This window comes from Nostoc sp., from assembly GCF_036917355.1.
Classification (GTDB): Bacteria; Cyanobacteriota; Cyanobacteriia; order Cyanobacteriales; family Nostocaceae; genus Nostoc.
Map to the genome: position 1 here is coordinate 206,057 of NZ_JBALDP010000111.1, position 24,629 is coordinate 230,685.

The 24,629-nt window shown below is 41.3% G+C and carries 25 protein-coding genes and 1 pseudogene; 16 read left to right on the plus strand and 10 right to left on the minus strand.

Annotation, left to right across the window (positions count from 1 at the left end):
* The first annotated feature begins 100 nt into the window (after positions 1–100).
* The gene (gene rsmH / locus V7K53_RS33750; RefSeq protein WP_335201784.1) at positions 101–985 is read left to right on the plus strand and encodes a 16S rRNA (cytosine(1402)-N(4))-methyltransferase RsmH; all 885 of its coding nucleotides are present in this window, start codon (positions 101–103) and stop codon (positions 983–985) included.
* Between the two features lie 3 nt (positions 986–988).
* On the opposite strand, the pseudogene V7K53_RS34190 reads toward rsmH, so the two are convergent.
* Both V7K53_RS34190 and V7K53_RS34195 read right to left on the minus strand, forming a co-directional pair.
* Positions 989–1,228, minus strand: a pseudogene (locus V7K53_RS34190) (DUF6887 family protein).
* A gap of 6 nt (positions 1,229–1,234) precedes the next feature.
* Positions 1,235–1,324 carry a DUF6888 family protein gene (locus V7K53_RS34195; protein WP_442940525.1) on the minus strand — a complete coding sequence of 30 codons (90 nt, stop codon included), beginning with the start codon at positions 1,322–1,324 and terminating at the stop codon, positions 1,235–1,237.
* A 116-nt stretch (positions 1,325–1,440) separates the two neighbouring features.
* Between V7K53_RS34195 and V7K53_RS33760 the strand changes: the two genes are divergently transcribed.
* From V7K53_RS33760 to V7K53_RS33775, 4 genes are all read left to right on the plus strand, one after another.
* On the plus strand, positions 1,441–2,094 hold the full coding sequence (locus V7K53_RS33760) for a MotA/TolQ/ExbB proton channel family protein (RefSeq protein WP_335201787.1): 654 nt from the start codon (positions 1,441–1,443) through the stop codon (positions 2,092–2,094).
* A gap of 260 nt (positions 2,095–2,354) precedes the next feature.
* Positions 2,355–2,561, plus strand: a complete 207-nt coding sequence (locus tag V7K53_RS33765) for a glycogen debranching protein (protein WP_094351122.1) — start codon at positions 2,355–2,357, stop codon at positions 2,559–2,561.
* A gap of 382 nt (positions 2,562–2,943) precedes the next feature.
* A complete protein-coding gene (locus tag V7K53_RS33770; RefSeq protein ID WP_190240939.1) occupies positions 2,944–3,501 on the plus strand; it encodes a methylmalonic aciduria and homocystinuria type D protein in 558 nt (185 codons plus the stop codon).
* Positions 3,502–3,881: 380 nt separating this feature from the next.
* The gene (locus V7K53_RS33775) at positions 3,882–5,000 is read left to right on the plus strand and encodes a glycosyltransferase family 4 protein (protein ID WP_335201788.1); all 1,119 of its coding nucleotides are present in this window, start codon (positions 3,882–3,884) and stop codon (positions 4,998–5,000) included.
* A gap of 70 nt (positions 5,001–5,070) precedes the next feature.
* Here V7K53_RS33775 and V7K53_RS33780 read toward each other — a convergent pair whose 3' ends face one another.
* The 3 genes from V7K53_RS33780 to V7K53_RS33790 form a co-directional block, all read right to left on the minus strand.
* Positions 5,071–5,343, minus strand: coding sequence for a DUF3143 domain-containing protein (locus tag V7K53_RS33780; protein ID WP_094351119.1), 273 nt, complete (start codon positions 5,341–5,343; stop codon positions 5,071–5,073).
* A gap of 31 nt (positions 5,344–5,374) precedes the next feature.
* Entirely contained in the window at positions 5,375–5,899 is a 525-nt protein-coding gene (locus V7K53_RS33785) for a J domain-containing protein (RefSeq protein WP_335201830.1), read from the minus strand.
* A gap of 310 nt (positions 5,900–6,209) precedes the next feature.
* Positions 6,210–8,480 carry a transglycosylase domain-containing protein gene (locus V7K53_RS33790; protein ID WP_335201789.1) on the minus strand — a complete coding sequence of 757 codons (2,271 nt, stop codon included), beginning with the start codon at positions 8,478–8,480 and terminating at the stop codon, positions 6,210–6,212.
* Positions 8,481–8,917: 437 nt separating this feature from the next.
* Here V7K53_RS33790 and V7K53_RS33795 point away from each other — a divergent pair, with 437 nt between their 5' ends.
* Positions 8,918–9,628 carry a hypothetical protein gene (locus tag V7K53_RS33795; RefSeq protein ID WP_335201790.1) on the plus strand — a complete coding sequence of 237 codons (711 nt, stop codon included), beginning with the start codon at positions 8,918–8,920 and terminating at the stop codon, positions 9,626–9,628.
* A 208-nt stretch (positions 9,629–9,836) separates the two neighbouring features.
* Here V7K53_RS33795 and lspA read toward each other — a convergent pair whose 3' ends face one another.
* A complete protein-coding gene (lspA, locus tag V7K53_RS33800) occupies positions 9,837–10,313 on the minus strand; it encodes a signal peptidase II (protein WP_289795760.1) in 477 nt (158 codons plus the stop codon).
* 94 nt (positions 10,314–10,407) lie between these two features.
* A complete protein-coding gene (locus V7K53_RS33805; RefSeq protein WP_335201791.1) occupies positions 10,408–10,995 on the minus strand; it encodes a biotin transporter BioY in 588 nt (195 codons plus the stop codon).
* Positions 10,996–11,583: 588 nt separating this feature from the next.
* On the opposite strand from V7K53_RS33805, the gene pstS reads away from it, so the two are divergent.
* The 5 genes from pstS (at position 11,584) to V7K53_RS33830 (ending at position 16,036) form a co-directional block, all read left to right on the plus strand.
* The gene (gene pstS, locus V7K53_RS33810; protein WP_335201792.1) at positions 11,584–12,765 is read left to right on the plus strand and encodes a phosphate ABC transporter substrate-binding protein PstS; all 1,182 of its coding nucleotides are present in this window, start codon (positions 11,584–11,586) and stop codon (positions 12,763–12,765) included.
* A 149-nt stretch (positions 12,766–12,914) separates the two neighbouring features.
* Positions 12,915–13,865, plus strand: coding sequence for a phosphate ABC transporter permease subunit PstC (gene pstC / locus V7K53_RS33815; protein ID WP_335201793.1), 951 nt, complete (start codon positions 12,915–12,917; stop codon positions 13,863–13,865).
* 19 nt (positions 13,866–13,884) lie between these two features.
* A complete protein-coding gene (pstA, locus tag V7K53_RS33820; RefSeq protein ID WP_292738472.1) occupies positions 13,885–14,766 on the plus strand; it encodes a phosphate ABC transporter permease PstA in 882 nt (293 codons plus the stop codon).
* A 56-nt stretch (positions 14,767–14,822) separates the two neighbouring features.
* Positions 14,823–15,629 carry a phosphate ABC transporter ATP-binding protein PstB gene (gene pstB / locus V7K53_RS33825; protein WP_322694172.1) on the plus strand — a complete coding sequence of 269 codons (807 nt, stop codon included), beginning with the start codon at positions 14,823–14,825 and terminating at the stop codon, positions 15,627–15,629.
* A 125-nt stretch (positions 15,630–15,754) separates the two neighbouring features.
* The gene (locus V7K53_RS33830; RefSeq protein ID WP_289795754.1) at positions 15,755–16,036 is read left to right on the plus strand and encodes a hypothetical protein; all 282 of its coding nucleotides are present in this window, start codon (positions 15,755–15,757) and stop codon (positions 16,034–16,036) included.
* 25 nt (positions 16,037–16,061) lie between these two features.
* On the opposite strand, the gene V7K53_RS33835 is transcribed toward V7K53_RS33830, so the two are convergent.
* The gene (locus V7K53_RS33835; RefSeq protein WP_335201795.1) at positions 16,062–16,628 is read right to left on the minus strand and encodes a Uma2 family endonuclease; all 567 of its coding nucleotides are present in this window, start codon (positions 16,626–16,628) and stop codon (positions 16,062–16,064) included.
* A gap of 146 nt (positions 16,629–16,774) precedes the next feature.
* Here V7K53_RS33835 and V7K53_RS33840 point away from each other — a divergent pair, with 146 nt between their 5' ends.
* The 3 genes from V7K53_RS33840 to V7K53_RS33850 all read left to right on the plus strand — a co-directional run bounded on the left by V7K53_RS33840 (position 16,775) and on the right by V7K53_RS33850 (position 21,141).
* Positions 16,775–17,179, plus strand: a complete 405-nt coding sequence (locus V7K53_RS33840) for a type II toxin-antitoxin system RelE/ParE family toxin (RefSeq protein WP_335201797.1) — start codon at positions 16,775–16,777, stop codon at positions 17,177–17,179.
* Positions 17,179–17,883, plus strand: coding sequence for a helix-turn-helix domain-containing protein (locus V7K53_RS33845; RefSeq protein ID WP_335201798.1), 705 nt, complete (start codon positions 17,179–17,181; stop codon positions 17,881–17,883). The genes V7K53_RS33840 and V7K53_RS33845 overlap by 1 nt, the downstream gene beginning before the upstream one ends.
* A gap of 258 nt (positions 17,884–18,141) precedes the next feature.
* Entirely contained in the window at positions 18,142–21,141 is a 3,000-nt protein-coding gene (locus V7K53_RS33850; protein WP_335201799.1) for a CHAT domain-containing protein, read from the plus strand.
* 22 nt (positions 21,142–21,163) lie between these two features.
* Here the strand turns inward: V7K53_RS33850 and V7K53_RS33855 are convergent, their stop codons facing one another.
* Positions 21,164–21,628, minus strand: a complete 465-nt coding sequence (locus V7K53_RS33855; RefSeq protein WP_335201832.1) for a DUF29 domain-containing protein — start codon at positions 21,626–21,628, stop codon at positions 21,164–21,166.
* 151 nt (positions 21,629–21,779) lie between these two features.
* A complete protein-coding gene (locus V7K53_RS33860; RefSeq protein WP_334839267.1) occupies positions 21,780–22,376 on the minus strand; it encodes a glyoxalase-like domain protein in 597 nt (198 codons plus the stop codon).
* A gap of 325 nt (positions 22,377–22,701) precedes the next feature.
* On the opposite strand from V7K53_RS33860, the gene V7K53_RS33865 reads away from it, so the two are divergent.
* On the plus strand, positions 22,702–23,340 hold the full coding sequence (locus V7K53_RS33865) for an RNA polymerase subunit sigma-70 (RefSeq protein ID WP_099101733.1): 639 nt from the start codon (positions 22,702–22,704) through the stop codon (positions 23,338–23,340).
* 89 nt (positions 23,341–23,429) lie between these two features.
* On the plus strand, positions 23,430–24,509 hold the full coding sequence (locus V7K53_RS33870) for a tetratricopeptide repeat protein (protein WP_335187213.1): 1,080 nt from the start codon (positions 23,430–23,432) through the stop codon (positions 24,507–24,509).
* The last annotated feature ends 120 nt before the right edge of the window (positions 24,510–24,629 follow it).

Consider the following 24,629-nt stretch of genomic DNA (forward strand, 5'->3'; position numbering starts at 1 on the left):
TCTTAGTGGTTTAAAAACTATTTTTTAGCTAGAAACCACAAAGACACAAACAAAAGAATACATAATTAAAGTTCATCTGTGGTTTTTTGCCCTAAGTCTCATGAATCGTCAGCTAGCTATTGAAGAACCGATATTTTCCCATCTACCAGTGTTACCGCAGGAAACGATCGCAGGTCTAGCGGTATCTCCAGGAGGTCATTATCTTGATACGACGGTAGGCGGTGGTGGTCATAGTCGCCTAATCTTAGAAGCTGCGGCGGATGTGCGGGTAACGGCAATTGACCAAGATGAGGATGCTTTAGCAGCAGCGAGGAAAGAATTAGCAGAGTTTGGCGATCGCATACAATTTATTCATCGCAATTTTGCTGACTACGAATTTCCCCCCAACACTTTCGATGGTATTTTAGCCGATTTGGGGGTAAGTTCTTACCATTTAGATCGAGCAGAGCGGGGTTTCAGCTTTCGCCAAGCTGCAAATTTGGATATGCGAATGGATCGGGGACGATCGCTAACTGCTGCTGATGTGATTAATAATTGGGATGAAGCAGAATTAGCTGATATTTTCTTTAAGTACGGTGAAGAGAGATTATCGCGGCGCATTGCTCGTCGTATTGTAGAACGGCGACCGTTGCACACGACTACAGAATTGGCTGATGCGATCGCTTCTTCTGTTCCTCCCAAATACCGTTATGGGAGAATTCACCCGGCCACGCGTGTTTTTCAAGCTTTGCGAATTGTCGTCAACGATGAGTTAAAATCTCTAGAAACCTTTTTGGATAAAGCACCAAATGCCCTTGTACCTGGCGGTAGAATTGCAATTATCAGTTTCCACAGTTTGGAAGACCGTCCGGTGAAGCATGGTTTAAGAAATTCACCTTTATTAAAAGTCTTGACAAAAAAGCCGATTATTGCGACAGAAGAAGAAATTAGTCAGAATCCGCGATCGCGATCGGCGAAACTGAGGATAGCAGAAAAGCTGCTGTAAGCCTTAAACTGCTTCATCTTGTGGCTTAGAACTGCTGCGAATACGCTCAATGAACTGAGGATGATTTTCTAAATCCTGTTCTGACTCTAACGGTGGCATTTCAATCCAATTACCTTCGACATGCAGCCTATCCACATAAGCATAGAAGGCTTCCCGATCTTACCGATGAGCAAGAACGTAATCATGTAAATCTTTCTGACTCATTGCATGAAAATTAGGCTTGCTCATCCTATATATCTCCATTTACCGTTAGGATTGTATCTCTATAATATTTTCCTCACCTGCCAAGAAAAATAGATTTTTTGTCCGTTCATCCATACGAACAATATTAATAGGCACGTAAAGTTTAGTAAACCAGCAGCACAATATGTAGCATTGTGTTTACAATTCAGCGTTAAACCTCTCCATCTCAACAATCTGTTAACCTAGCGTTGTTGAGGAGTTAAAAAGAGTAGATGGAAATTAGTAATCTGTTTACAGCAGGTGGCGTGGTCATGTGGCCTCTGCTGGCATTCTCTTTGTTAGGGGTAGCGCTAATTATCGAACGTATCATCTTTTGGATAAAGATAAATAATCGGCAAAACAAGGTGGTACGAGAGGTGCTACACCTTTATCGTCTTGATAATGTAGTTAGTGCTTTAGATAAATTGCAGAAAAATACTGATTTACCCTTAGCTCGGATTTTTTTAGCAGCTTTAGAATTAGAGGAGCCAACACCAGAGGAATTTCGTTTGGCATTGGAAAGTGAAGCACAAGCCGAAATCCCCTTGCTCAAGCGCTCCCAAAATATTTTTGAGACAATTATTGGTCTTGCACCTCTGTTAGGACTTCTCGGCACTGTATTAGGATTAATTAACTCTTTTGCCTCTCTGAATATCGGAGATGTGGGAGGTAGTAAAACAACAGGTGTAACAGCTGGAATTAGTGAAGCTTTAGTATCTACAGCATCAGGGTTGGTAGTGGCAATCTTTACACTATTATTTGCCAATACCTTCCGAGGACTCTACCAGCGGCAGATTGCCTGGATTCAAGAATATGGTGGACAGTTAGAATTACTCTACCGCCGTCGCTACGAAAGAGGAGAGAAATCATATAGGAATCCGGTTTGATTCCTGAATTTACTTGCGTAGGCAGGAAATAGGGAACAGGAAAGAAAGCTTTCTAAGGTGTACTGAGTTTTTTCAGAAATCAAATATGAGTCCTATATCTGCCGAATAAATGAAGCGGAACTGGGTAATTGTAAATTAGTAATCGGTAATTGGGATTAGTTCACTATTTGTTACCGAATTTTGCTCTAACACTTTTGACTTTAATAGTATTCTAAAATGACGAATAGCTTTGTTCGCTACAGTTATTGAGGAAATATTCCATGACTATTTGGGTAAATGAGCAAATTGATCCGTCTGGGATGATTCATGCCTGTATTGCCACTCGTAATGAATCTCAAGCTAAAGATTGTCATGATTCTTTTGAGAATAATTTGACCAAGACGCAAAAGGCCGCAGGTTGGGTAGCGCGATTACGGACAGTCGATTCTTGGGATGAAGTGCCGGTGAATTCTTTAAAACTCAATTAATTGGGTGCTATAGAAATTAGCCTACATAGCTGAAATATCTTCTGGCAGACATAATTACTTTTGTTATTTTCTGCTTACTCCAACCTGCGTTATTTTTTTGGGATTTTGATCGAACATATTTCATCTGCGTAGGCGTAGCTAGGCATAGGCATCGCTTGTCTAACACACCCTGCATCTATGCCAATACCCAGAGCGATCGCAGCAAATTCCATGAGAACAGGTTAATAAAGGATAAAATTCGGATTAAATTTCTCAAATTATTATTAACTGCTTCCCAAAAAAGTAACATATTATAGAAAAATGATGATTTTTCTTAACTTTTAAGAGGTATCATCTATACCGTAGATTAAATTAAAAAATTTGTATAAGCCGAATCAATTTAGTGAACTATCCCAAAGTTTACACTTCGGAGCAAGCCTGTCCCATTAATTTAGTTGGCGAAACAGGACAAGCGGTTCAAATTTCAATTCATGCTCCCAGTCAATATATCTGTGCTAACTGCGAACGGATATTACCAGATTGGAAACGGCAGCCATTTTTACGAGTAGTGATTGTATTACAGCAATCGCGTTATCAATTAGTCGAAAAGACAGCAGAAGTAGAGTCAGAGAAAGAACGCTTACGAGAAAAGTTTATGAGATTTGGCTGCGATCTAGCATTTAATCTGCGCGATCGCGGTTATTTAACTGACCTGATTGACCCTCGTACAGGCTATCCTTTACTCTCCCATCCCGGAGCAATTCCTCACGACGACACAGCAGTTGTCAAAGCTTTGCTCAACTATCCAGTGATTAAAAATCAATGCCGTGTGTTAGTTCATCCCGATTGGGGTGCAGCAGTTTATCCTAGTATTTTGATATCAGAAGCTCCCCCAATTGTGATCGAATGGGTTACAAAAGGCATAGCATCCATGCATGGGTGGAAAGAAATTAATTATTAGTCATTAGCCATTGGTCATTGGTCATTGGGTATGTAAAGACGTATATCAGCACTTGTTTTTCCAAACAAATTCTTCCAAGAAGCTATGACAGTCGAAGCGATAGTGCGGCTTGTTACTTCTCTCTCATAAGTAGACGCTACGAAGTCAAGTTGGGGATAATGGCTTTTGGTTCCTGTTTGGGTGACATCTCAGGTTGATCGGCAGGTATTTCAAATTGATGATAATTTTACCCACTACTGTCAGACTATACTTTTAGCCTGTAGCGAAGAGAATGGTACTTTAGCAGTATCTGCGGGAATTATATAACTATAACTATCGGCAAAAATCCTGTTCCCAACTTTCTGCATATAAGTAGGTGGGTGGGGAAATTTATAACTAGTATGAAAATATTAATTCAACACCGTCATTACGACAATGAAATTAGTGGAGTTTTAACTTACATTTATTCTATTATTCCTGAGTTGGAAGCTAGATTAATTGAAGTTAAAACTATTTCTACCAGACAAGATAATATCGCTAAATGGTTTAGTTATATTGTTTGGGCAGATATAGTACACATGAATTCCAATGACTTATTGTTTACTTTGTTATGTAAAGCCTTGCGAAAAAAGATAATTATTAAATATCATTATTCCCTTTATCAATCTACTCATACTAGTTATGAGCAGATGAAGTTGACGCAACGTTTAAAAGCTGAATTTAAACACACATTGCCGAAAGCTAATTATCCATTAAAGTGGAAATTACACACTTTTATCAAATGGGCACGCCTAATCACCCGGCTTTCTACTGCCTTCTTAGCCGATTATCATACGGCTTGTAGTAACTTTTTAGGAGAATCTTCTGCTTTTCCTTGGCCAGTTGATACTTTATATAATCCCATTGAAATCAAGTCGGAAAACCAGCTTAAAACTTTAGAAAATTTCTCTCAGCCATATAATTTTATTTTTGTCGGTAGATTAGCTACAGATAAAGGTGTAGATATTTTATTAAAAGCAGCGCGGATTTTACAAGATGAAAATAAAGAATTTAAAATTACTATTATTGGCGATGGCGAACAATCTCAGGAATTAAAACAGCTAACGTCTGATTTAGGAATTGCCAACAAAGTTAATTTTTTAGGTAAAGTTCCTCAAAAAGAAGTACTTCTAAAAGTTCAAGATGCTTTGGCTTTAATTGCTCCATCCCGTTGGCAAGATCCAGCACCTTACGTAGTGCAAGAAGCCTCTAGCGTTCAAACCTGCTCGATTGTCTCAAAAATGGGAGGATTGTCAGAAGTAGGAGGGCCGCACAGCCTATTTTTTGAAAATGAAGATGCAGAAGAATTAGCCAAATGTATGCGATATTGCTTAGATAATCCAGATGAAGCAATTAAGCGAGGTTTTCAGTCCAGCCAATATGTTGCGGAAAAGTTTTCGGCTGCGCGTGCTGTTAATAGACTACTGGAAATTTGTAGCCAACTTACTCCTAAAGCATTGGTAACAAAATCTGATACATAATTCCCGTTACAGGGTTGCTGCCCTGTAACAGGCTCATTGGAAGCTCTACCAATAGTACATAAGCACTTCCTTATGGCCCAGAAAACACAGCTTGTTCTACATCATCCCGACTAAGAGAATACTTGAATGAGCGTTGGATATCTTGTCCATTTTCCCCAGATTGAACATATCGCACTACAATTTGCTCAACATCAAGCCATAATTCAGCTTGCCAATTAGGTCGCTGTACACGCCAGCAATGCCTTTGTGTTTCATCTTGTTGACAGCCTTGGTCTTTTAGCCACTGCTCAATTTGTGGTAGGGGATGATTATATAGAGGAGTATCAGAGGGAAGAAGAGCCATAGGAATTTTAGATTTTGGATTAGGGAATTGTTTAATTTTTAATTATCGGATGGGCAATTAGTTGCGACATATAGGTAATCTGCTGTTGTACAAATGTATTTGGTTGCAGCAAATGGGAATGGATCGCAGCCTCGCCACGAGTTAAGCCAATGGCAACTGCTAATAACAAACAACCTACAAATGTTAACACCAGCATAAATAAAGCGAAGATTTCGCCAGATGATAAGGGGCGATCGCTCGCATCAAGGTAAGCTGATTTTGACCAGTCATGAGAACGCGAGACGGGATGATTCAAATCAGGGGGTGGTTGAATCACTCCAAAGCGGGAATAGCCAATTTTCAAATCGTAGCTTAATCGGCGTTCTGGATGGCTAAGGGTGGCGTAAGCTTCATTGATTTGCTGAAATTTGGGAGTAGCGATCGCAGTCGGCAAGTCTGTAGTATCAGGATGATAGACCTTGCTAAGTTGCCGATAAGCGCGACGAATGTCAATTACCGATGCCCAGGGATGCAGTCCTAGCAGGGAGTAATAAGTTGGTTCGCTGCTTTGTGGCATTGCCCCGTTTTGATTCACATCTGTTTGAGTCACTTTGCTCAAAGATATTTTTTATATTTTAAATCCTTTGTGAATTTGAGAAGACACAGCAGGTCTCAATACGGTTCGGATAAGCATTTTTCACTTTCTTTGTGGTCTGGGGAATGGGTTTGCGGGTAAAGGGGAAAGGATGTATTCAAAACCTTTCACCTTTCACCTTTCCCCTTTAACCGAACCGTCTATTCTAAGTCCTCAAAATCAGGTCTTCTCACAAGAGTCCATCGATCGCTTATAGATCAATAGTTCCCAATGCCCAATGCCCAATCCCCGTTTACCTTGTAATTCTCCGCATATAATTTCCCCACAACTGAGCCGCTTGAGCGCTGCTGCCAGATGTCGGGGAATTATTGTCGTTTCCCAGCCAAACGCCAGTTACAAGTCGCTGACTGGGGATAAAACCAATAAACCACAAGTCAACGTTTTTATCAGTCGTGCCAGTTTTACCAGCTTCCCCTAGTCCAATGGCAGCACTACGACCAGTGCCTCTTGCGATTACACCGCGCATCAAACTAGTCATTTCATCAGCGACATCATTTTTCAACACTCGTTTGTTGGCACCTGGATCTTGGTCGAAAGAGTAGATTACACGACAGGTTTTGATATCATTGCGATCGCTGCAATCACCACTGTCTAAAATTCGGCTAATGGCATGGGGAGGATTCAACACACCGCGATTGCCAATAGCGCCAAAAGCACCAGTCATTTCCAAAACATTAACTACACTTTGACCCAGTACCAAGCCGGGAACTGGATCGAGGTTTGATTTTATCCCCAAACGCTGCGCCATGGCCACAACTTTATCCAGCCCAACTTGTTTGGCAACTCGCAAGGCGATGGGATTTTCTGAAAGCGCCAGTCCGGTGGCAATATCTAAACTCGTGTCAGCACCAGCACGACAGGGTTTATAAGTAAAGCCTTGCCAAGTGAAAGGGGCGCAGGAATAACTGTTGGATGGCGAAATTCCCTGTTGAATAGCAGCAGTGTAAGCAAAGATTTTGAAGGTGGAACCTGGTTGTCTTTTAGCTTGAACAGCACGATTGAACTGACTTTTTTTGTAATCAGTCCCGCCTACCATTGCGAGGATACTGCCTGTACTAGAGTCAAGAGTTACCACAGCCCCTTGAGAAAAATTAAAATTTCTACCAGAGTTGTTGACCGAATTATTCAATGCTGATTCTGCTTGTCTCTGTATCGTTGGATCGAGCTTGGTTTCAATGATATAGTTTCCCTCTCTTGCAGCTCCCTCCCCTAAAATTGATTCGAGTTCAGAGAAGACGTAACTGTAAAAATAAGGTGCGATCGTTTTAGCTTGCTGTTCGCAGACTTTAGGACTAATTTGGACAGTGGAGCGTCTAGCCCGGTTCGCATCCTCTGGTTTAATTTTGCCCATCTCCAGCAACCGCTTAATCACACGATTTCGGTATTCGGCCGCTTCTAGCTTATTTGGCCCATCCCCACAAAAATCGAAGGCGTTGGGGGCTGGTAAAATTCCTACCAATGTTGCTGCTTCTGCCAAAGTTAATTCTTTAGCCGACTTTTCAAAGTAATATCGGGCTGCATCCTCAAAGCCAGAGGTATCTCCTCCCAAAAAAACCCGATTTAAGTACATCAGCAAAATATCATCTTTGCTGTAAAAGGTTTCGAGCTTTAGGGCGACAACTGCCTCCCGCAATTTGCGGCCAAGGGTATCCTGTCTACCTACATACTCGCGGAACAAACTGCGGGCAACTTGCTGGGTGACAGTGCTGGCTCCTTGTTGCACATCTCCGCTGCGGCTATTAATCAACACAGCTCGTAAAATCCCCAGAGGATCAACCCCAAAGTGCCAGTAATAACGACTATCCTCTGAAGCCACTACCGCAGCAGGCAAATAAGGGCCAAACTCCTCTAATCGCTTCATGTCTACATGAGAGATTGTTCGAGGCTCTCTCAGAGGAGTGGCTCCATCACGGGCATAAACAACTACTGGGGCGCGTGTCGCTGTCGGTAGAGGTTTGACTGAAAATTTCAGCCATTCGACGCCAATCACTAACGTTAACAGGGCACTGACACCACCAACTCCATAAGCTGTCCAACTTGCAGCTTTGACATACCATGCTGGTGGATCGACATATTGCAACCGTACAGAAGCGGCTAGTTCTGGAGGCCCCAGAGTCAGAATATCGCCGTGACGCAGTTCTAGGGAGCTAACACGACGCTTGCCACGATAAATCCCATTGGTAGAGTTTTCATCTTTGATCGTGAAAACTGGTGTGCGTTGAGTAGAATTCCGCGATAGTGACAGGTGAATTTGGCTGACAACAGGGTTACGGATAACGATATCGCTGGATTTGGAACTACGACCGAGAATATAGCGATCGCCCAACAGTGGATATACCTCTGCTTTATCCGCCCCCGCATCCTGCACCCAAAGTTCTGGTACTTTGGCATTAGGCTTGAGCGCCAATTTTGAAAAATCGACCCTAGCTTGAATCGTATGTACTGCTTGAGTCAGTTGACCTAGTAACGTTTGTGGCTTGTGAGGGGGTTGGGGAGAACTCATCGGCTATTCACATCACAGTTTTTAATGAAGAATCGGGCGAATTACAATCAATTTTAGATGTTAATCTTTCATCATTTTACTCATAAGCCAAAGCATAAATTAGCTATACGGGACTTTATTGATTTAATTTATACTTAATCTTGTCTTATGGCTAGAATTTATTTGTGATTTTAATCACTTCTTTATATAAGAAAAATTTCTTTTATATTCTCAAAGGCTTATAATTAGCTAGTGTTATTCGTTCGATAACTACAAGTATAATTTTCCCTTTTGTCTTTTTAGACACTAGCTAGTAACAAACAACTGAATTTAATTGTTACCAATTTTACATATCCACATATTCTGAAACAAACCTAAATATCTTCATTTAGGAGGATTTTCTAAATCTTAGTTAGCTGCTTTAATAGGGCGAGTGTTCTGTTGAGGTTAATTTCAGAATGATGGGAAAATCTCTGACCCTGATTGGTACAGCTTTATCTTTGGCACTTACCACTAATATTGCTGTAGCCCAATCCAGTAAATCCCCCATAGCCCAATCTAGTAGCGACTCCACTAGTGCACCAGCGGAAATTAAAATGTCGCCAGAAGGGATGAAAATTCTGTGCGAGCATTTTCCGCTCAACTCGCGCTGTTCCGGCGGCACAGCAGCCACCCCTAGCGCTCCTGGTAGCACTACAGTACCAGCAGAAACAACACCAGCAGAAACAACAACGCCTGATAGCACCACCACTCCTGATAGCACAACTGCACCAGGAACCACTCCTCCTGAATCTGGCACTCCCGAAACCACTCCAGCACCAGGAAGCATAACCCCACCGGCACCTGGCGCACCTAGCAACTTAACTCCAGCACCAGGAAGCGTTACTCCAACCACTCCTGAAGGCGCACCTAGCAACTTAACTCCAGCACCAGGAAGCTCAACCACTCCTGAAGGCGCACCTAGCAACCTAACTCCAGCACCAGGAAGCGTTACTCCAAACACTCCTGAAGGCTCACCTACTACTCCTGGCAGCACTACCGAACCAGGTAGCTCAACTACACCTGAACAACCTGGCACTCCTGGCACTCCTGGCAGCACTATTGAACCAGGTGGCTCTCCTAGTACTCCTGGCTCTAGTTCGCCAAAAACTCCTACCACAGGTAACTAAATTTAAAGCTGGGGCGTAATCTAAATACTAGTTTGCCATCAGCGATCGTCGGTGCATCTTTCTTGAACTCTTGCACCAGTTATGCAAACTGGTGTCAGATGAAAAATAAAAATTGATAAAACCTTATACGTAAAGTCTTCGGATATAAGACTAAGCAAGGGTTTCACTAAGTCAATAGCCTGGGATTAATCATCCCAGGCTTAATAGTTTAATGGGATCTGCCAGTTGAAGTCGGTGTTTTTTGCAAGGAAGCAATTAACAGGCAAACAATACCAATACTGATAAATGAATCTGCCACATTAAATACAGCAAAGTTAATCAGGCGAAAATCAAGAAAATCAACGACGTAGCCTAAAACAAAACGATCGATACCGTTGCCCATAGCTCCACCTAAAATCAAGCCATAGCCTAACTGATCCCACAAATTTAATGTTGGGCCAATTAACGCCAATGCTATCAATACTAAACTCACTCCTAAAGACAGCCAGCGCAACCACTCTACTTTCCCGCTCAATAGACTAAAAGCCGCACCAGTGTTAGTGACATACGTGAAGTGAAATATACCAGGCAATAGTGGTAGTGTCTGCCCCAAGCTAAAGCTTTGTACTACCCAGTACTTTGTTATTTGGTCTAAGAAAAAAGCGATGAAGGCAGCAATCCAGAAAAGACGATTTTTTAAATGCATGGCGAATTAGTCATTGGTCGTTGGTCGTTGGTCATTAGTCATTGGTCATTGGTCATGAGCTTTTGACAAATGACAAAGGACGAAAGGCAATGAACTAATAAAACATTAAGTGACGCAATATATATGCTATTACAGTAACTGCACAGACCACGGTTAGTTGACCTGGTAGTGCAAACCAGGAGTATCTAAGGATTGCTTGCATCAAGGGTAGATTTTCTGTGCCTTTCCACTGAAAAAAATAGCTAATAATCAAATAAGTAATACCGCAGATGTGGAGAGTTAACAAGCCACAGACACAACTAAAGGCAAGAGTTTCTAGTCGGGGTCTTGCTTTAAAGGCAACTAAGCCACAAATCCAAGCCCCAGGAATAAAGCCTAGTAGATAGCCAAACTGAGATAGCTTGATATAACCAATACCGCCGCCATCAGCAAATACTGGTAATAAGGTTAACCCCATGACTAAATAGGCAATTTGCGAGAGCGCACCCGCATTTTTGCCTCCTAAACAACCCACCAATAATACTGCGCCAATTTGAAAAGTGACACCTAAAGAAAAAGTCTGAATTCCGTGCTGACTCCAAGTCCAAGGAAAGGTGATGCCATAAACTTCTAAGAAGGTACCACCCATTGTCAGGAGTAAGCCAATCATAGACCATAGTAATTGATTGGAAGCAGCAAACATTTATCAGGCAACCAAGGAAAAGCAAAAGGGAAAACCAACAGCAACTAGTATATTCATTAATATTGAAATGAAATTTGTGCTTACATCTTAAGAACTAGCATATTTTCTTTTGCCTTTTTGGTATGTAATTTTTCAGTTCTACGAATTGTCGCTGAGGTGTCTATTATCTGATTTTCTTGGCTGAGGCGTGCTGTGAATTCTGGTATTTAACCTAAAATATGGTCAATTAACATTATTTATATTAGTATTTATACTAGTTTTGCAGAGCAGGGCCTAAATTTGGCTACAAAGTGTTTAATGCTTAATCTTAATTAATCTTTATATATTTTTTTATGACTTGACCAATGAAATTACACTAATAATAAATTTTTGTAAATAGGTATAACAAACTTACGGTAGTAATATTTCTATCCTAAACTTAAAGTAAGAGTATAAAATTTATCAAATAAAAACTAAAAATAAGGGTTTGCTCTTCATCAAAAAAACAAGTATCTTTTTGCTTTGTTAACCTTTCGTTAATCTCTATTGTTGTGCTTTGGGAGTATCTTAGAAACGCTCACCTGAAAAGTTACTAAAAAATTGATAGCGATGCTCTCACGTCTTGGTGCAATAAAAACTCATCGCCTCACAGGTTCAATTTCAGTGTTAGCACTGACAATCAGCCTAGCGGCTTGTGGCGGACAACAAACACCAGATAGTACAGCCAGCAAGGATACGCCTTCTGGTACTGCTACAGATACTACTGCCTCTAGCCCAGCTAAATTAGACCTTGGCGGAACCGTAAAGTTAAGCGGAGCTGGTGCGTCTTTTCCGGCACCACTTTACGATACCTGGTTCACAGATTTAAACAAAAAATATCCCAATCTGCAAGTTGACTATGCATCAGTTGGTAGCGGTTCTGGAGTTGAACAATTTATCAAAGGCACTGTAGACTTTGGTGCCAGCGATGTCGCAATGAAGGATGAAGAAATCCAGAAAGTACCAGCAGATAGAGGTGTTATTTTACTACCTGTGACTGCTGGTAGCATCGTGTTGGCTTACAATTTGCCTGATGTTCCAGAACTCAAGCTACCACGAGCCGTTTACGCCGATATTCTACTAGGCAAAATCACGTCTTGGGATGATGCCCAAATTGCTAAGGCTAACCCAGGTGCAAAGCTTCCTAAAGAGGCAATAACGGTTGTTTATCGTTCTGATGGTAGCGGAACTACGGGTGTGTTCACAAAACACCTCAGCGCTATCAGCCCTGAGTGGAAGAGTAAAGTTGGTGAAGGCAAAACCGTCAACTGGCCTAAGGGAGTAGGTGCTAAAGGTAACGAGGGTGTTACTGCCCAAATCCAACAAACTCAAGGTTCCATTGGTTATGTCGAGTATGGCTATGCCAAACAAAATAGTCTCAAGTTTGCTGCTTTGGAAAATAAAGGCGGTAAGTTTGTTGTAGCTAGTGAAGAGTCAGCTTCTAAAACTCTCGAATCAGTAGCTCTACCCGCAAATCTCCGCTCCTTCATTTCCGATCCAGAAGGGGCTGATTCCTATCCCATCGTCACTTACACCTGGATTTTAGCTTACAAGAAATATCCCAATGCGGCAAAAGCCAAGGCGATCGAAGCTGCGATTGAATACGCTTTAACTGATGGACAGAAGCAGGCTAGTGCATTAGGATATGTTCCCCTCCCCTCAAATGTGATTACAAAGGTAGCTGCTGCTGCTGACCAAATCAGTCCAGAGTACAAAATTTCTGTTGCCAGTGGTAATAGCGCTAGCAAGTAAGTAAGCAATAAAACATGCCTATCCAGTAGTAACTTTGGACACGGAGTTACTATTGTATAAGTCAGTTTAAATAGATGATGAGGCGACAATTTTACTAATCTGGTTGCCTCCCATATTTTTCTCTGATTTAATTCTGAAAGTCGGTATTCATGACTACAAATTCTCAAAATCTGTCATCAGCGATGAAAAATCGCTCTGACGCCGAAAAATCCCTAGATTTGGGTTTTATTTGGCTGACTAAAATTTTCGCTTTTGGGGTTGCTGGTACTTTATTATGGATCGGGTCGCAGGTTGCAATTGGTGCTTGGCCTGCAATTCAACAGTTTGGCGTCAGCTTTTTAGCCAATACCACTTGGAATCCGGTTAATGATAGCTATGGGGTGCTACCTCAAATTTATGGAACTCTCGTGAGTTCTTTTATTGGTCTGCTGATAGCAGTACCAATTGGTGTTGGTACTGCCATTGTGCTGAGCGAGGATTTTTTACCTGCAAAAGTGAAACTGGTACTGGTTTTTGCGGTAGAACTGCTCGCAGCTATTCCCAGCGTTGTCTATGGCGTGTGGGGTATTTTCGTTTTGGTGCCAATATTAACCAGCTTGGGAAAATGGCTCAATGGTTACTTTGGCTGGCTACCATTTTTTAGCACTTCTCCTACAGGACCAGGAATGTTACCGGCGGGAGTCATCTTAGCGATTATGACTTTGCCCATTATCACAGCTTTATCCCGCGATGCCTTGATTTCTGTACCCCCCAGCTTGCGCCAAGCCTCTATAGGACTAGGAGCAACCCGTTGGGAAACGATTTTGCAAGTTCTTATCCCAGCAGCCTTTTCCGGCATAGTTAGTGCTGTGATGTTAGGACTTGGCCGTGCAATGGGAGAAACAATGGCTGTAACGATGTTAATTGGCAACTCCAACAACATCAGTCTCTCTCTTTTTGCACCAGCCAATACGATTTCTTCTCTACTGGCAAATCAATTCTCAGAAGCTAGTGGTTTGCAAGTTTCGGCTTTAATGTATGCGGCTTTAATTCTATTCTTCTTGACACTAGTAGTCAATATTCTGGCAGAGTTTATCGTTCTGAGAGTCAAGCGAATATAGCTTAGTTTTGGGTTAAATTATGACTTCTAATTTTCCAGAGCGCAGTTTAACTCGCTCCGCCATGTCTCAAAGAACACTGTTTAATACAGTGATGACCGTAATCGCTTTTACCTGCGGAGTATTGGCACTTGTTCCTTTGTTAGCAGTACTTTCTTATGTGATTATTAAAGGCTTTAGCAGTCTGAATCTGGCTGTGTTTGTGGAATTGCCACCCAAAGCTCTCCAAAAAGGAGGAGGCTTTGGTAATGCAATTTTAGGCACGCTGCTGATGGTAGGAATTGCTGCCTTGATTAGTATCCCCTTTGGAGTTTTAGGGGCGATTTACATCACAGAATTTAGTTCGGCGAAAGTAGCTAGATGGGTGCGTTTTGCAGCTAACGTCCTTAGCGGAGTCCCCTCCATTATTGCTGGGGTATTTGCCTATGGGATTGTAGTTTTGACAATGGTAAAGTTGAACTTAGGATCGTATTCAGCTCTAGCTGGAGGGTTTGCACTGGCAATTTTGATGTTGCCAATTATTCTGCGAACTACTGATGAAGCGTTACAGTTAGTATCGCAAGATTTGCGACAAGCATCTGTAGGGTTGGGAGCGACTAACTTTCAAACTGTAAGTCAAGTAGTCTTACCAGCAGCTTTACCAGCTATTGTAACTGGGGCAACGCTAGCGATCGCCAGAGCATCTGGAGAAACCGCACCTTTGCTATTTACTGCTCTATTTTCTAACTTTTGGCCAGATGGTTTATTCCAACCGACAGCTTCTTTGGCTGTTTTAGTTTACAAATACGCCATTTCTCCGTTTAAAAATTGGCAATCTCTAGCTTGGGCAGCATCTTTGATTTTGGTATTGATGGTTCTAATCACAAGTATCATCGCTCGCTGGGTAACTCGCAAAAAAGCTTAGTCAGCAACCATCCACAGTGCAGATCCCCATCGCTTAAAAAAACACTAAATTAATTTATGGCTACCAATACTAGGACAGTGAATGACACTGATACCGTTTTACGCACTGAAAATCTCAACGTTTACTATGGCAAGTTTTTAGCCTTACAGAATATTTGGCTAGATATACCGAAAAATCAGGTGACTGCTTTTATCGGCCCTTCTGGTTGTGGTAAAAGTACGTTATTGCGATGCTATAACCGTCTCAATGACCTTATTGAGTCATTTCGGGCAGAAGGTAAAATACTTTTTTACGATAAGAATTTGTATGCATCCGACATCGACCCTGTAGAAGTGCGTCGGAGAATTGGGATGGTGTTTCAAAGACCAAACCCATTTCCCAAATCAATTTATGACAATATTACTTTTGGAGCCAAAATTAACGGCTATAAAGGTAATTTGGATGAATTGGTAGAAAGCAGTCTCAGAAAAGCAGCTTTGTGGGATGAGGTTAAAGATAAACTACAGCAAAGCGGTTCATCTTTATCTGGCGGACAACAACAACGGTTATGTATTGCTCGTGCGATCGCAGTACAACCTGAAATTATCCTGATGGATGAACCTTGCTCCGCTCTTGACCCTATTTCCACCTTGCGTGTTGAAGAACTGATTCACGAACTTAAAGAGCAATATACGATTGTCATTGTCACCCATAACATGCAGCAAGCAGCGCGTGTTTCTGATAAGACAGCCTTTTTTAATGTTCGGACTTCCGAAACAGGAACCCGTAATGGCTATATGGTAGAGTATGATGCAACAGAAGTAATTTTCAACAATCCTCAGCAGGAAGATACTAGAGATTACGTCAGCGGCAAATTTGGATAAATATTTATTTCACATTACATTGTAGATATTAAAGCAATGAGGGATACTCGGAAATTAAAGTTGTGCGATATTCCTCTATGTTTTTTATTTTAAGGACTTTTTTCTCCCCAACAAACTTCATCTCCATGCTGTCCGATGTCTATTACTTAGTGCGCTCAAAAACTGACGGGAATTATCTTATAGCTCGTCCTGATGCTGAAACATCGGGCTATTTATTGCTGTTTCAGGAGAACTTTGACGCCCTTAGCTATCTCAACACCCACGCAGCAGAAGTGGCAAATCGCTTTGCTGTTGAATCTATTGCGCGTACACAATTGGGAAACTTGCTCAAACGTTGGGGTTTTAGCGGTGTGGGTATTGTGACTGACCCGTTATTGCCCAAAATTGAGTTTTTACAGCACAATTAACTAATTCGTAATTAGTAATTTTATATTAATTAAATAGTTGTGCGATCGCACAAGTAAAATCAGGCAATATGGGTGAACTCAATTCATCACCATTGAACAACGTAGCAACTAACTTTAAACTCGCTTGTTCGCGTCGATATACTTCCACCTGTTGCTTGCGCCAATCTACAATCCAATATTCTCTGACACCTCGTGATGAGTAGAGCTTAAGTTTTAGTTCTTTGTCCCGCTTTTCGTTTTCACTACCAGCAGATAACACCTCTACAACCAGTTCTGGCGCACCAGTCAAATGCCCCGCCTCGTCTAAAAGTAAAGGCAATCTCTCGTTGCTAGCCCAGACAACATCGGGAATAACATTATCATTATCGCCAAAAATTATTCCTGGAGCAGTCACAACTTCTCCCAGACCAGTAGTTTGTGACCAGTTATCCAAGGAAGTGCTAATTCTGACACAAGTTTTTTGATGCTTCCAGTGGGGCGCTTTAGTCACAAATAATTCTCCGTCGATAATTTCATAGCGATTCCCGTTATCTGGAAACAACTCTAAGTCGGCGGTAGTCCAGCGCACTCTCTCAGATATCGGCTGGTTCATAAATCATCTCTGTTAGGGGATTTACCTATTTTAGCCTGAGTGGAAATGGAACATTTTAGTTGCATTTCCATAATCTATGCGATATTCCTTATAAAGAATAATATCTTGACATTCCTTATAAGGAATACTATACTTTGAGGTAGGAAGTGAATTGGACTTGGGAACTTTATCAAGATGTCAATGGGGAAATCCCCAAAGATTTGCTTGCTTTTTTCATTAGGATGATTCCTGAAGAGGAGCAATTAGAAAATCCACCAAAGCCATTACTGAGTCCTTCCGAAACCAGGCGTTTGCAAGTTAACCTGGGCTACCTGTGTAATAAAGGACTCGCATCACTCACAAGTGGCATTTTTGAGAAACTCGAAGATGACCTGTATGAGTTACGCATGACCAAGAGCGAACATAATCCAAGGTTTATATTAACGGCTGCGACTCCTCAACGGTTTGTAGTGCTGCACGCCTTTATGAAGAAATACGACAACGCTATTAAAGATAGAGACAAAGAGCCTGCAAGAGTAAGATTACGTGAATTGCAGCAGAGGGAAAATTGATGAAAAAACCTAATTTTCAAGCTTGGTTGCAGGAGAAGGTAAGCGATGAGCCAGAAGTGATTTTGGCGGGAAAGTTAGAGTATCTGCGTCTATATCTTACTGATGCCATGCGGGAAATACGTAATAAAGCAGGATTGACTCAGGCACAGTTAGCGGAAAAGCTGGGAGTAAAGCAGGCGGCTGTGTCCAAATTGGAGTCAGCATTAAAGGAACATGAGTTGGAATCGGTGTTGCACTATTTACATACCTTGGGTGCAGATTTGCTGGTAGCCGTTAAACAAGGAGATGACTTATATCAAGCTAGTGATAACGAAGGTGTGTTGCTGGTAGATGTACCAGATGTAGTTTTCCAAAAAGCATTGGCGGCAAACATGAGCGTCCGGGAATATGTGCGTGTCGCTGTTGAGAAGTTTTCTGGCGAAGATGATGGACTGAGAACAGCTTTGGTCAAACTGCTCGAAAGTGACGATCCGGTAGCTGTGAAAGTGAGAGAGCATTTGGGTTCAAGGACAATCCAAGAAGTTGCTGTAGAGTTGGAAAAATGTTTGAGTCTATCTGAAGAAGATAGGATTTTTGCTGTCAAAAATGTTTTGGCTGCTAATGTGGCGTGTGGAGAAAGTAATCGTGGAAGTAGTGATGAAGTTGATGAAATTGAGTTGTTGGATTTAGCTGAAGAATTGCTAGAAAAGTTGGCAGATTTTTAGGATGACAATAAAGGCTAAGTCGATTAATTTGATATTGAGCAAATTGCTCTCAAGCAGTGTGTTAGTGGTAGGTAATGTACTTTAAGCTGTGAAAAATCTCTGAAAAGGTGCTGTAAGTCCAATCCTCAGCACAACTAACTTGCTTGATCTACAGCGTAGTGCTGTGCTACCTAGCTTGCTATGCCAAAATTTAGAGTGAGTAATTCAGGAATGGACAAACAACGAATAAAAGCCTATTTCAGTTTCTTATTTAAAATATTGAATACAATTTCGGTAAATTGGGGCAACCCACAAGCATTAAACTCGCTGCTCCTAAATAACTTAGAAAAACTAGATGACAATTTTGCTAAAGTACTGCAAATTTGGGCGACAGATGAACTGTCTAAAGTCGAACCGTCAAGGGCAAAAGAGATTGCATTAGTCATCTCCGACTTCAGCATACAAATCCAGTCTTTTCCATTTGGCAGCAGAGCAAGCAATTTAGAGATTGCCCTCACAGGCAACAAGATGGCACTAACTGTTTTCGCAATAGAAGCTTGCTCACAGCAGTGGCATATAGAACATTGGGCTGTGCTGCAAACTAATCTTGCTAATGTTTACTGCGATAGAATTAAAGAAAACCGAGCGGAAAATTTAGAGGCTGCTATCGAGGCTTACCAATTAGCCTTAAAAGTCTTTACACAGGAATCATTTCCAGAAGAGTGGGCAACAATAATAAATAATCTTGGTACTGCTTACAATGAGCGGATACTGGGTAATAGAGCAGAAAATCTGGAAGTAGCGATTAATGCCTACAGATTGGCATTAAAAGTGCGCACTAGAGAGGCATTTCCTGAAAAATGGGCTAGTACTCAAGATAATTTGGGTAGTGCCTACGATCAACGCATTAAGGGAGATCGAGCCGAGAATCTAGAAGCAGCTATCGAAGCTTATAAATTGGCTTTACAAATTCGCACCTTGGAAGAATTACCCCAAGAATGGGCTAAAACTCACTTTAATTTAAGTAGTACATATGTTGCTCGTATTAAAGGAGATCGGGCAAAAAATCTAGAAGCAGCTATTAAGGCTTGTGAAGTAGCTTTACAAGTATATACACAGGAAAATTCACCAGAATTTTGGGCTAAAACTCAAAAAAGTCTCGCTATTGCCTATCGTCAAAGGGTGCATGGAAACCGGACAAATAATTTGCAAGCGGCTATGAATGTTTACGAGTCAGCCTTCCAAGTCTTTACACGGGAAGCGTTTCCAGCCGATTGGGCTACACTCCAATATAACTTGGGTAATCTCTACAGTGACTCAAATCAAAAGAAGCATACACAAGATTTGGGAGCAGCAATTCAGGCTTATAATTTAGCTTTGCAAATATTTACAAGGGTAGCATTTCCAGCGGATTGGGCAATGACCCAATTTAGTTTAGGTAACACTTATCTTCTACAAGAAAAAATAAATGAAGCTATCGAGTGTTTCCAATTAGCTTTAGAAATTTATACCCCTACTTCTCTTCCTGAAGAATGCTTGAGATGTTCAAGAAAATTGGGAAACATAGCTTTTGCTATTACATTATGGAATGAAGCTATAAAAGGCTACAATAACGCTATTGATGCTGTTGAACAAATCCGTACTTGGGCAACTTCTGAATCACGTCGCCAAGAAATTCTGGAAGAATCCATCGGCATTTACGAAAGCATGGTGCAAGCCTGTATCAACGCCGGACAAATAGAAAAAGCTTTTGAATACTCCGAGCGATCGCGCTCCAAACGCCTAGTAGACTTAATGGCAAGCTACAACCTCTCTCAAGGCGAAGAAATCCCCCCAAAAGTTCAAGAATTATTGCAGCAGTATGAAGCACTGCAACGACAAATTGACCAAGAACGCCAAAGTCATAAATCTGAAAATAACCGTAGTGAAACACGCGCTGCTTGGGAAGCTTATAATGAAGCGATCGCCACTCTAGAAACCCAAAAACAACAAGTTTGGGAAAATCTCAGACGCGAAGATCCCGTATTAGCTGGCGAAATTCAAGTTAACCCTCTCAGCTTGTCAGAAATTCAAAAGCTAATTGATCAACCAAATACAGCTATCCTCAGTTTCTACACTACCAACAGCGACACCCATATTTTTGTCGTCCAGCAAAACCAGATTACTCTCCACACCTGCACAGGACAAGGCTTAAATACGTTGCAAGGCTGGATTAGCCAGAATTGGTTATTGCCTTATATGAATGATTCCCAAAAATGGGAAACTCAAATTAATAGTATTCTCCGCGAATTAGCTGAACGCCTACAAATATCTGAACTCATTTACCAACATATTGAAGGAATAAAAGAGTTAATTTTAGTACCTCACCTATTACTACATCAGATTCCGTTCGTTGCTTTGCCTACAGGAGAATATCAGGAATATTTAGGAGATAAATTTCTCATTCGTTACACCCCAAGCTGCCAAATTTTAGAATTTTGTCAACAACGCGACAATGTAAGGGCATTTAATGAAATATCTCTACAATATGGAACTGTGGAAGATGCTGAAGATAACCTTCCCTGTGCCAGATTTGAAGGCGAACAACTCGCCAAAATGTATAACATTCCACCAGAAAACAGATTAATTGGCAGCAGTCAAGCTACCTCTAACAAGTATCGACAGTTAGCACAACAAGTTCAAGTACTTCATTCCAGCCATCATGCCCAATCTCGCCTCGATAATCCCTTAGAATCACAGTTAAAATTAGCTGATGGTAGCATCACCTTGGGACAGTTGATGACACCAAGCTGGCGTTTACCTCAACTTGTAGAAGTATTTCTGTCTTGCTGCGAAACTAATTTGGGTATTCCTTCTCTAACTGATGATATTTTTACTCTCTCCACAGGGTTTTTGTGTGCTGGTGCTAGAAGTGTAGTTAGTACTCTGTGGTCAGTCAATGATTTAGCCACAGCATTATTTTCCATTTTTTACTATCAGCTGCGACAAGAAGGTAAAAACCGTCCTGAAGCATTACATAAAGCCCAAATTCAGCTACGAGAATTTACAAAACTAGACCTAAATAAAATATTTCAGGAAGTAGAAGCAAGGGAAAAAGAACTGATAGGAAATAGAAAAAAATATCCTCCAGATTCTATCGAATATCAACAATGGAAGATTGAATATAATATGTATACTAAATTGAACAGACAAATTAAAAAAATCGAAAACTCTACTCAGCAATTTCCTTTTTCAGATCCTCATTACTGGGCTGCTTTTATTTGCCACGGTTTACAGTAAGAAAATAATAGTATTGGGGCAATTACTCGCCCTGTTCATCAACCTGATTAAAATTTGGTAAGAATTTAGGATTCAAAGTTTGGTCTAAAGTGTAGGGACAGATTTCTGGAAAAATATTTTCACCCAACTCAGTTTCTCGAATCGCTAAAGCCAAACCTAGTTCATAAACACTGAAGAAAACTTCATCAAGATAGGGTTTCAAACTAGGGCTATCTTGCAGAAGCAGCTTACTTTGAACACGTTGCTCTCGAATTGTACCCAACCAGCTATTGCTACGTTTTTCAGGTTGAAATTGCCATTTTAGTAGATGTCCTAGCAATACTCCCAGCCGATTTCGCAATTCTTGCCGTTCTCTTCTGCCCAAAGTTTCAATTTCTTCAATCAGGTTAAGCGTATCTAGTTGTTCCCACTGTTGAGTTTTGAGCAAGCTAACCTGCTTTTGCGTCCAATCATAGAAATCTGTTTCATATAGGTGAGATGTGTACATTTTTTCCACTTTATTTACACCTATCTACTTACCTACCCCTGCGGTAACACTTGCACGAAAATCCAAAATCTAAAAATAAATATTGGGTTTAGCGATGCCTACGGTAGCAAGCTACGCCAAACCCAACCTCAAATAATCTAAAACCTCAAAACTAATTCGCTACTTCAGCCACCTCAATAACGCGCCCTTCATAGTCTTTGACCAAAAAGTTCAGAGGTTTGTGATTACGAATTTTTAATTTCAAACCGCGCGTTTCGACTCGCATTAAAATCATTTCCAGGCAGTCATGATCAAAACAAACGTGGCGTTGCTGATTTTTGCTACCTAAACTCGCGCCAGTAATGACGTGTAGCTGGGTGTTTTTCTTCAATTGATACCACAGCCCATCGTTAGCATTATTCATCATTTTGCTAGACAAGCTCGGCCCGGTAGACATATATAACGGATCGATGCCAGTTGCGCCTATAGTTTGTTCGTAGTTGTAGTAGTAGTGCAATGGCACCTCAGCTGCTGGCAAATCTAGCAGCCCTTCATACAACTGTCGGGCAATCTCCAAATCTGACACCATTACAGTGTGTACTTTTGGGGCACTGGTGAGAAACATCCACATGGCACCAGCGTAAGCTGCTAGCAGCATCACCATAATGCCTTGGGTGGAGAACAGGCTATCTAAGGGCAGGGAAGGCAGAAAGGAGCCTAAAGTAAGGGGACTGAGCAGGAACGATATGACACTAACTGCTATAACCATGAACAAATAAGGATTCTTTAAGAGAGTTGATTTTATGATTGTCGATTAAGACTAAAATTAAGTCCTTGTTTCTAGTTTATCAATACTCAACTAGTCTGAGTCTCATCTACAAACTGAGCAACACCAAGATATTATGCGATTAACTAGTAGTTCGCCAAGGAAACTTGGCGGGGTAAAGGGCAAGGGGGAAAGGGAAAAGATGTTTACTTCTTTAACCTTTAACCTTTAACCTTTTCCCAGCCCTCACCTAACAATTTTGGGTTGGCAGACTACTAGGGGAGTGCAATTCCCAAAACTATTTTAACAACTATCAACTCCAAGACTTGTGCAAATTCCTCATTTTCCCGAAGCTAATCACCCACTGGTGAAGTCGCTGTTCCATCACAGTGACCATGAACTACTGACTCTATTTCAGCGCTATCCAGATGCTGGAAAGTACTTTACGGTGATTTTTTGCCGCTATAGCCCCATAGTTTACACCTTAATTCGGCATTCGGCGCGATCGCCTGTGCAGGCAGATTATCTGTTTGCCCTTACTTGGCGACATATTTATTACGAACTCGGTGGACTCAAGTTAACTGACTCTGAATCAGGTGAGGAAGCTTTAACCATGCAGAATTGGTTAATTAATATGACAGCTTTCTGTATAAATGAGATTAAACTACCACCCACAGAAGCAATTCATTATTCTCTGCAAGCGACTTCACCGCCGCTATGGTGCTATGTACAACAGGCGTTAGACCAACTACCGCCAGTTTTACGATTAATTGTATTAATGGCTCAAACTTTCCACTGGAGTGAAACTAGAATCGCTGCTTATCTACAAGCTGAAGGAGAAGCGATCGCTCCTAACGAAGTAGCCAATTTTCTCCAAGAAGGCTATCGTATGCTAGAGGACAAATTGCCCACAGATATCCGCGCCATATACTTTGGGGAAGATTTAGCTCAATCACAACTTAAGTAGAAATGCGTATATTAATTGTCTTCAATTTTAAAACTTAAAACTTCTTCTTAGACCTTCTACTTAAACCCGCAACTTTACGGGTAATTTTTATGAAACAACGGCTTGTATTTCCCTGCCCAAAGGTAGGCTTAATTTGTGTAAGTGCGATTTCTTCTCCCCAGGTACTTTTACACAGCTTTTTACTGTTTGCTTTTTTGCTGAGTCCTGTAGCGGGTGCAGTTGATATTTCCGAACAACTCCATCGCCCTTTAAATAATTCCGTTGGGCGACAATCAAGAGATGAAGCAGACAGCTTGCTGCGTATTGGTCAACAAGAATACACTTCAGGATATGCCGACAAAACAATTGCGTCCTGTTTGCGGGCATTAGAACTATATCATTCCATTGGCGACCTGAAAGCACAAGGTCTGACGTACAATTTGCTTGCTAAGGCTTATGTGCAGCTTGGTAGTTCAAAAGAGGCAGAAGATGCTTTCAGAAGAGGATTAGCGATCGCTCGTGATACTAAAGACTTCCAATCTCAGATTTTTGTACTGAATAATATTGGTACATTTCTGCTGCAAAAAGGTGAATTTGCTGCTGCTGGTAAAACAATTGCAGATGCACTCACAATTGCTCACGGGGTGAAAAATATTGAAGGTGAAGGACTGTCTTTGAGTAATTTGGGCTTGGTAAATGCTAGGTTGGGAGATTATAACAAGGCGATTAAACTGTACGAAAATGCTTTAACTTTCCGCCGTCAGACTGGCGATGCCATCGGTGAAGCAAATACCTTGAATAACTTAGGAGATGCTTATTTAGCATCTGGAAATTATCAAGATACCATTGCTACTTATGGTGAAGCAATGCGGACAGCTAAAACTAACCGCGATCGCACCAATGAATTACGGGCAATTGACGGTTTAGTTACGGCTCACACTGCTGTAGGACGTTACGAACGCGCCTTTGACTTACTAGAGCAGCGTTTAGCACTCGCGAAAGAATTACAAAATTTACGCGAAGAATTAAAATCTTTTGAATCTTATGCCCAGTTATATAAGCAACAAGGTAACTACTTAACTGCCCGCAATTTTTACGAAAGGGCAATTATACTGGCGCGGACATTGCAAGATAGCAGGCAAGAAGTGCAATTGCGGGATCAATTAACTAAAATGCTTCAGCGAAAGTAGCAATAAGACACCGAAAATATTTTGCATCATTGAAAGTAGGGGCAATTCATGAATTGTCCCTACAGTTTTGTATAAGTGAACCCAATACGGTTCGGTTAAAGGGGAAAGGGTAAAGGGGAA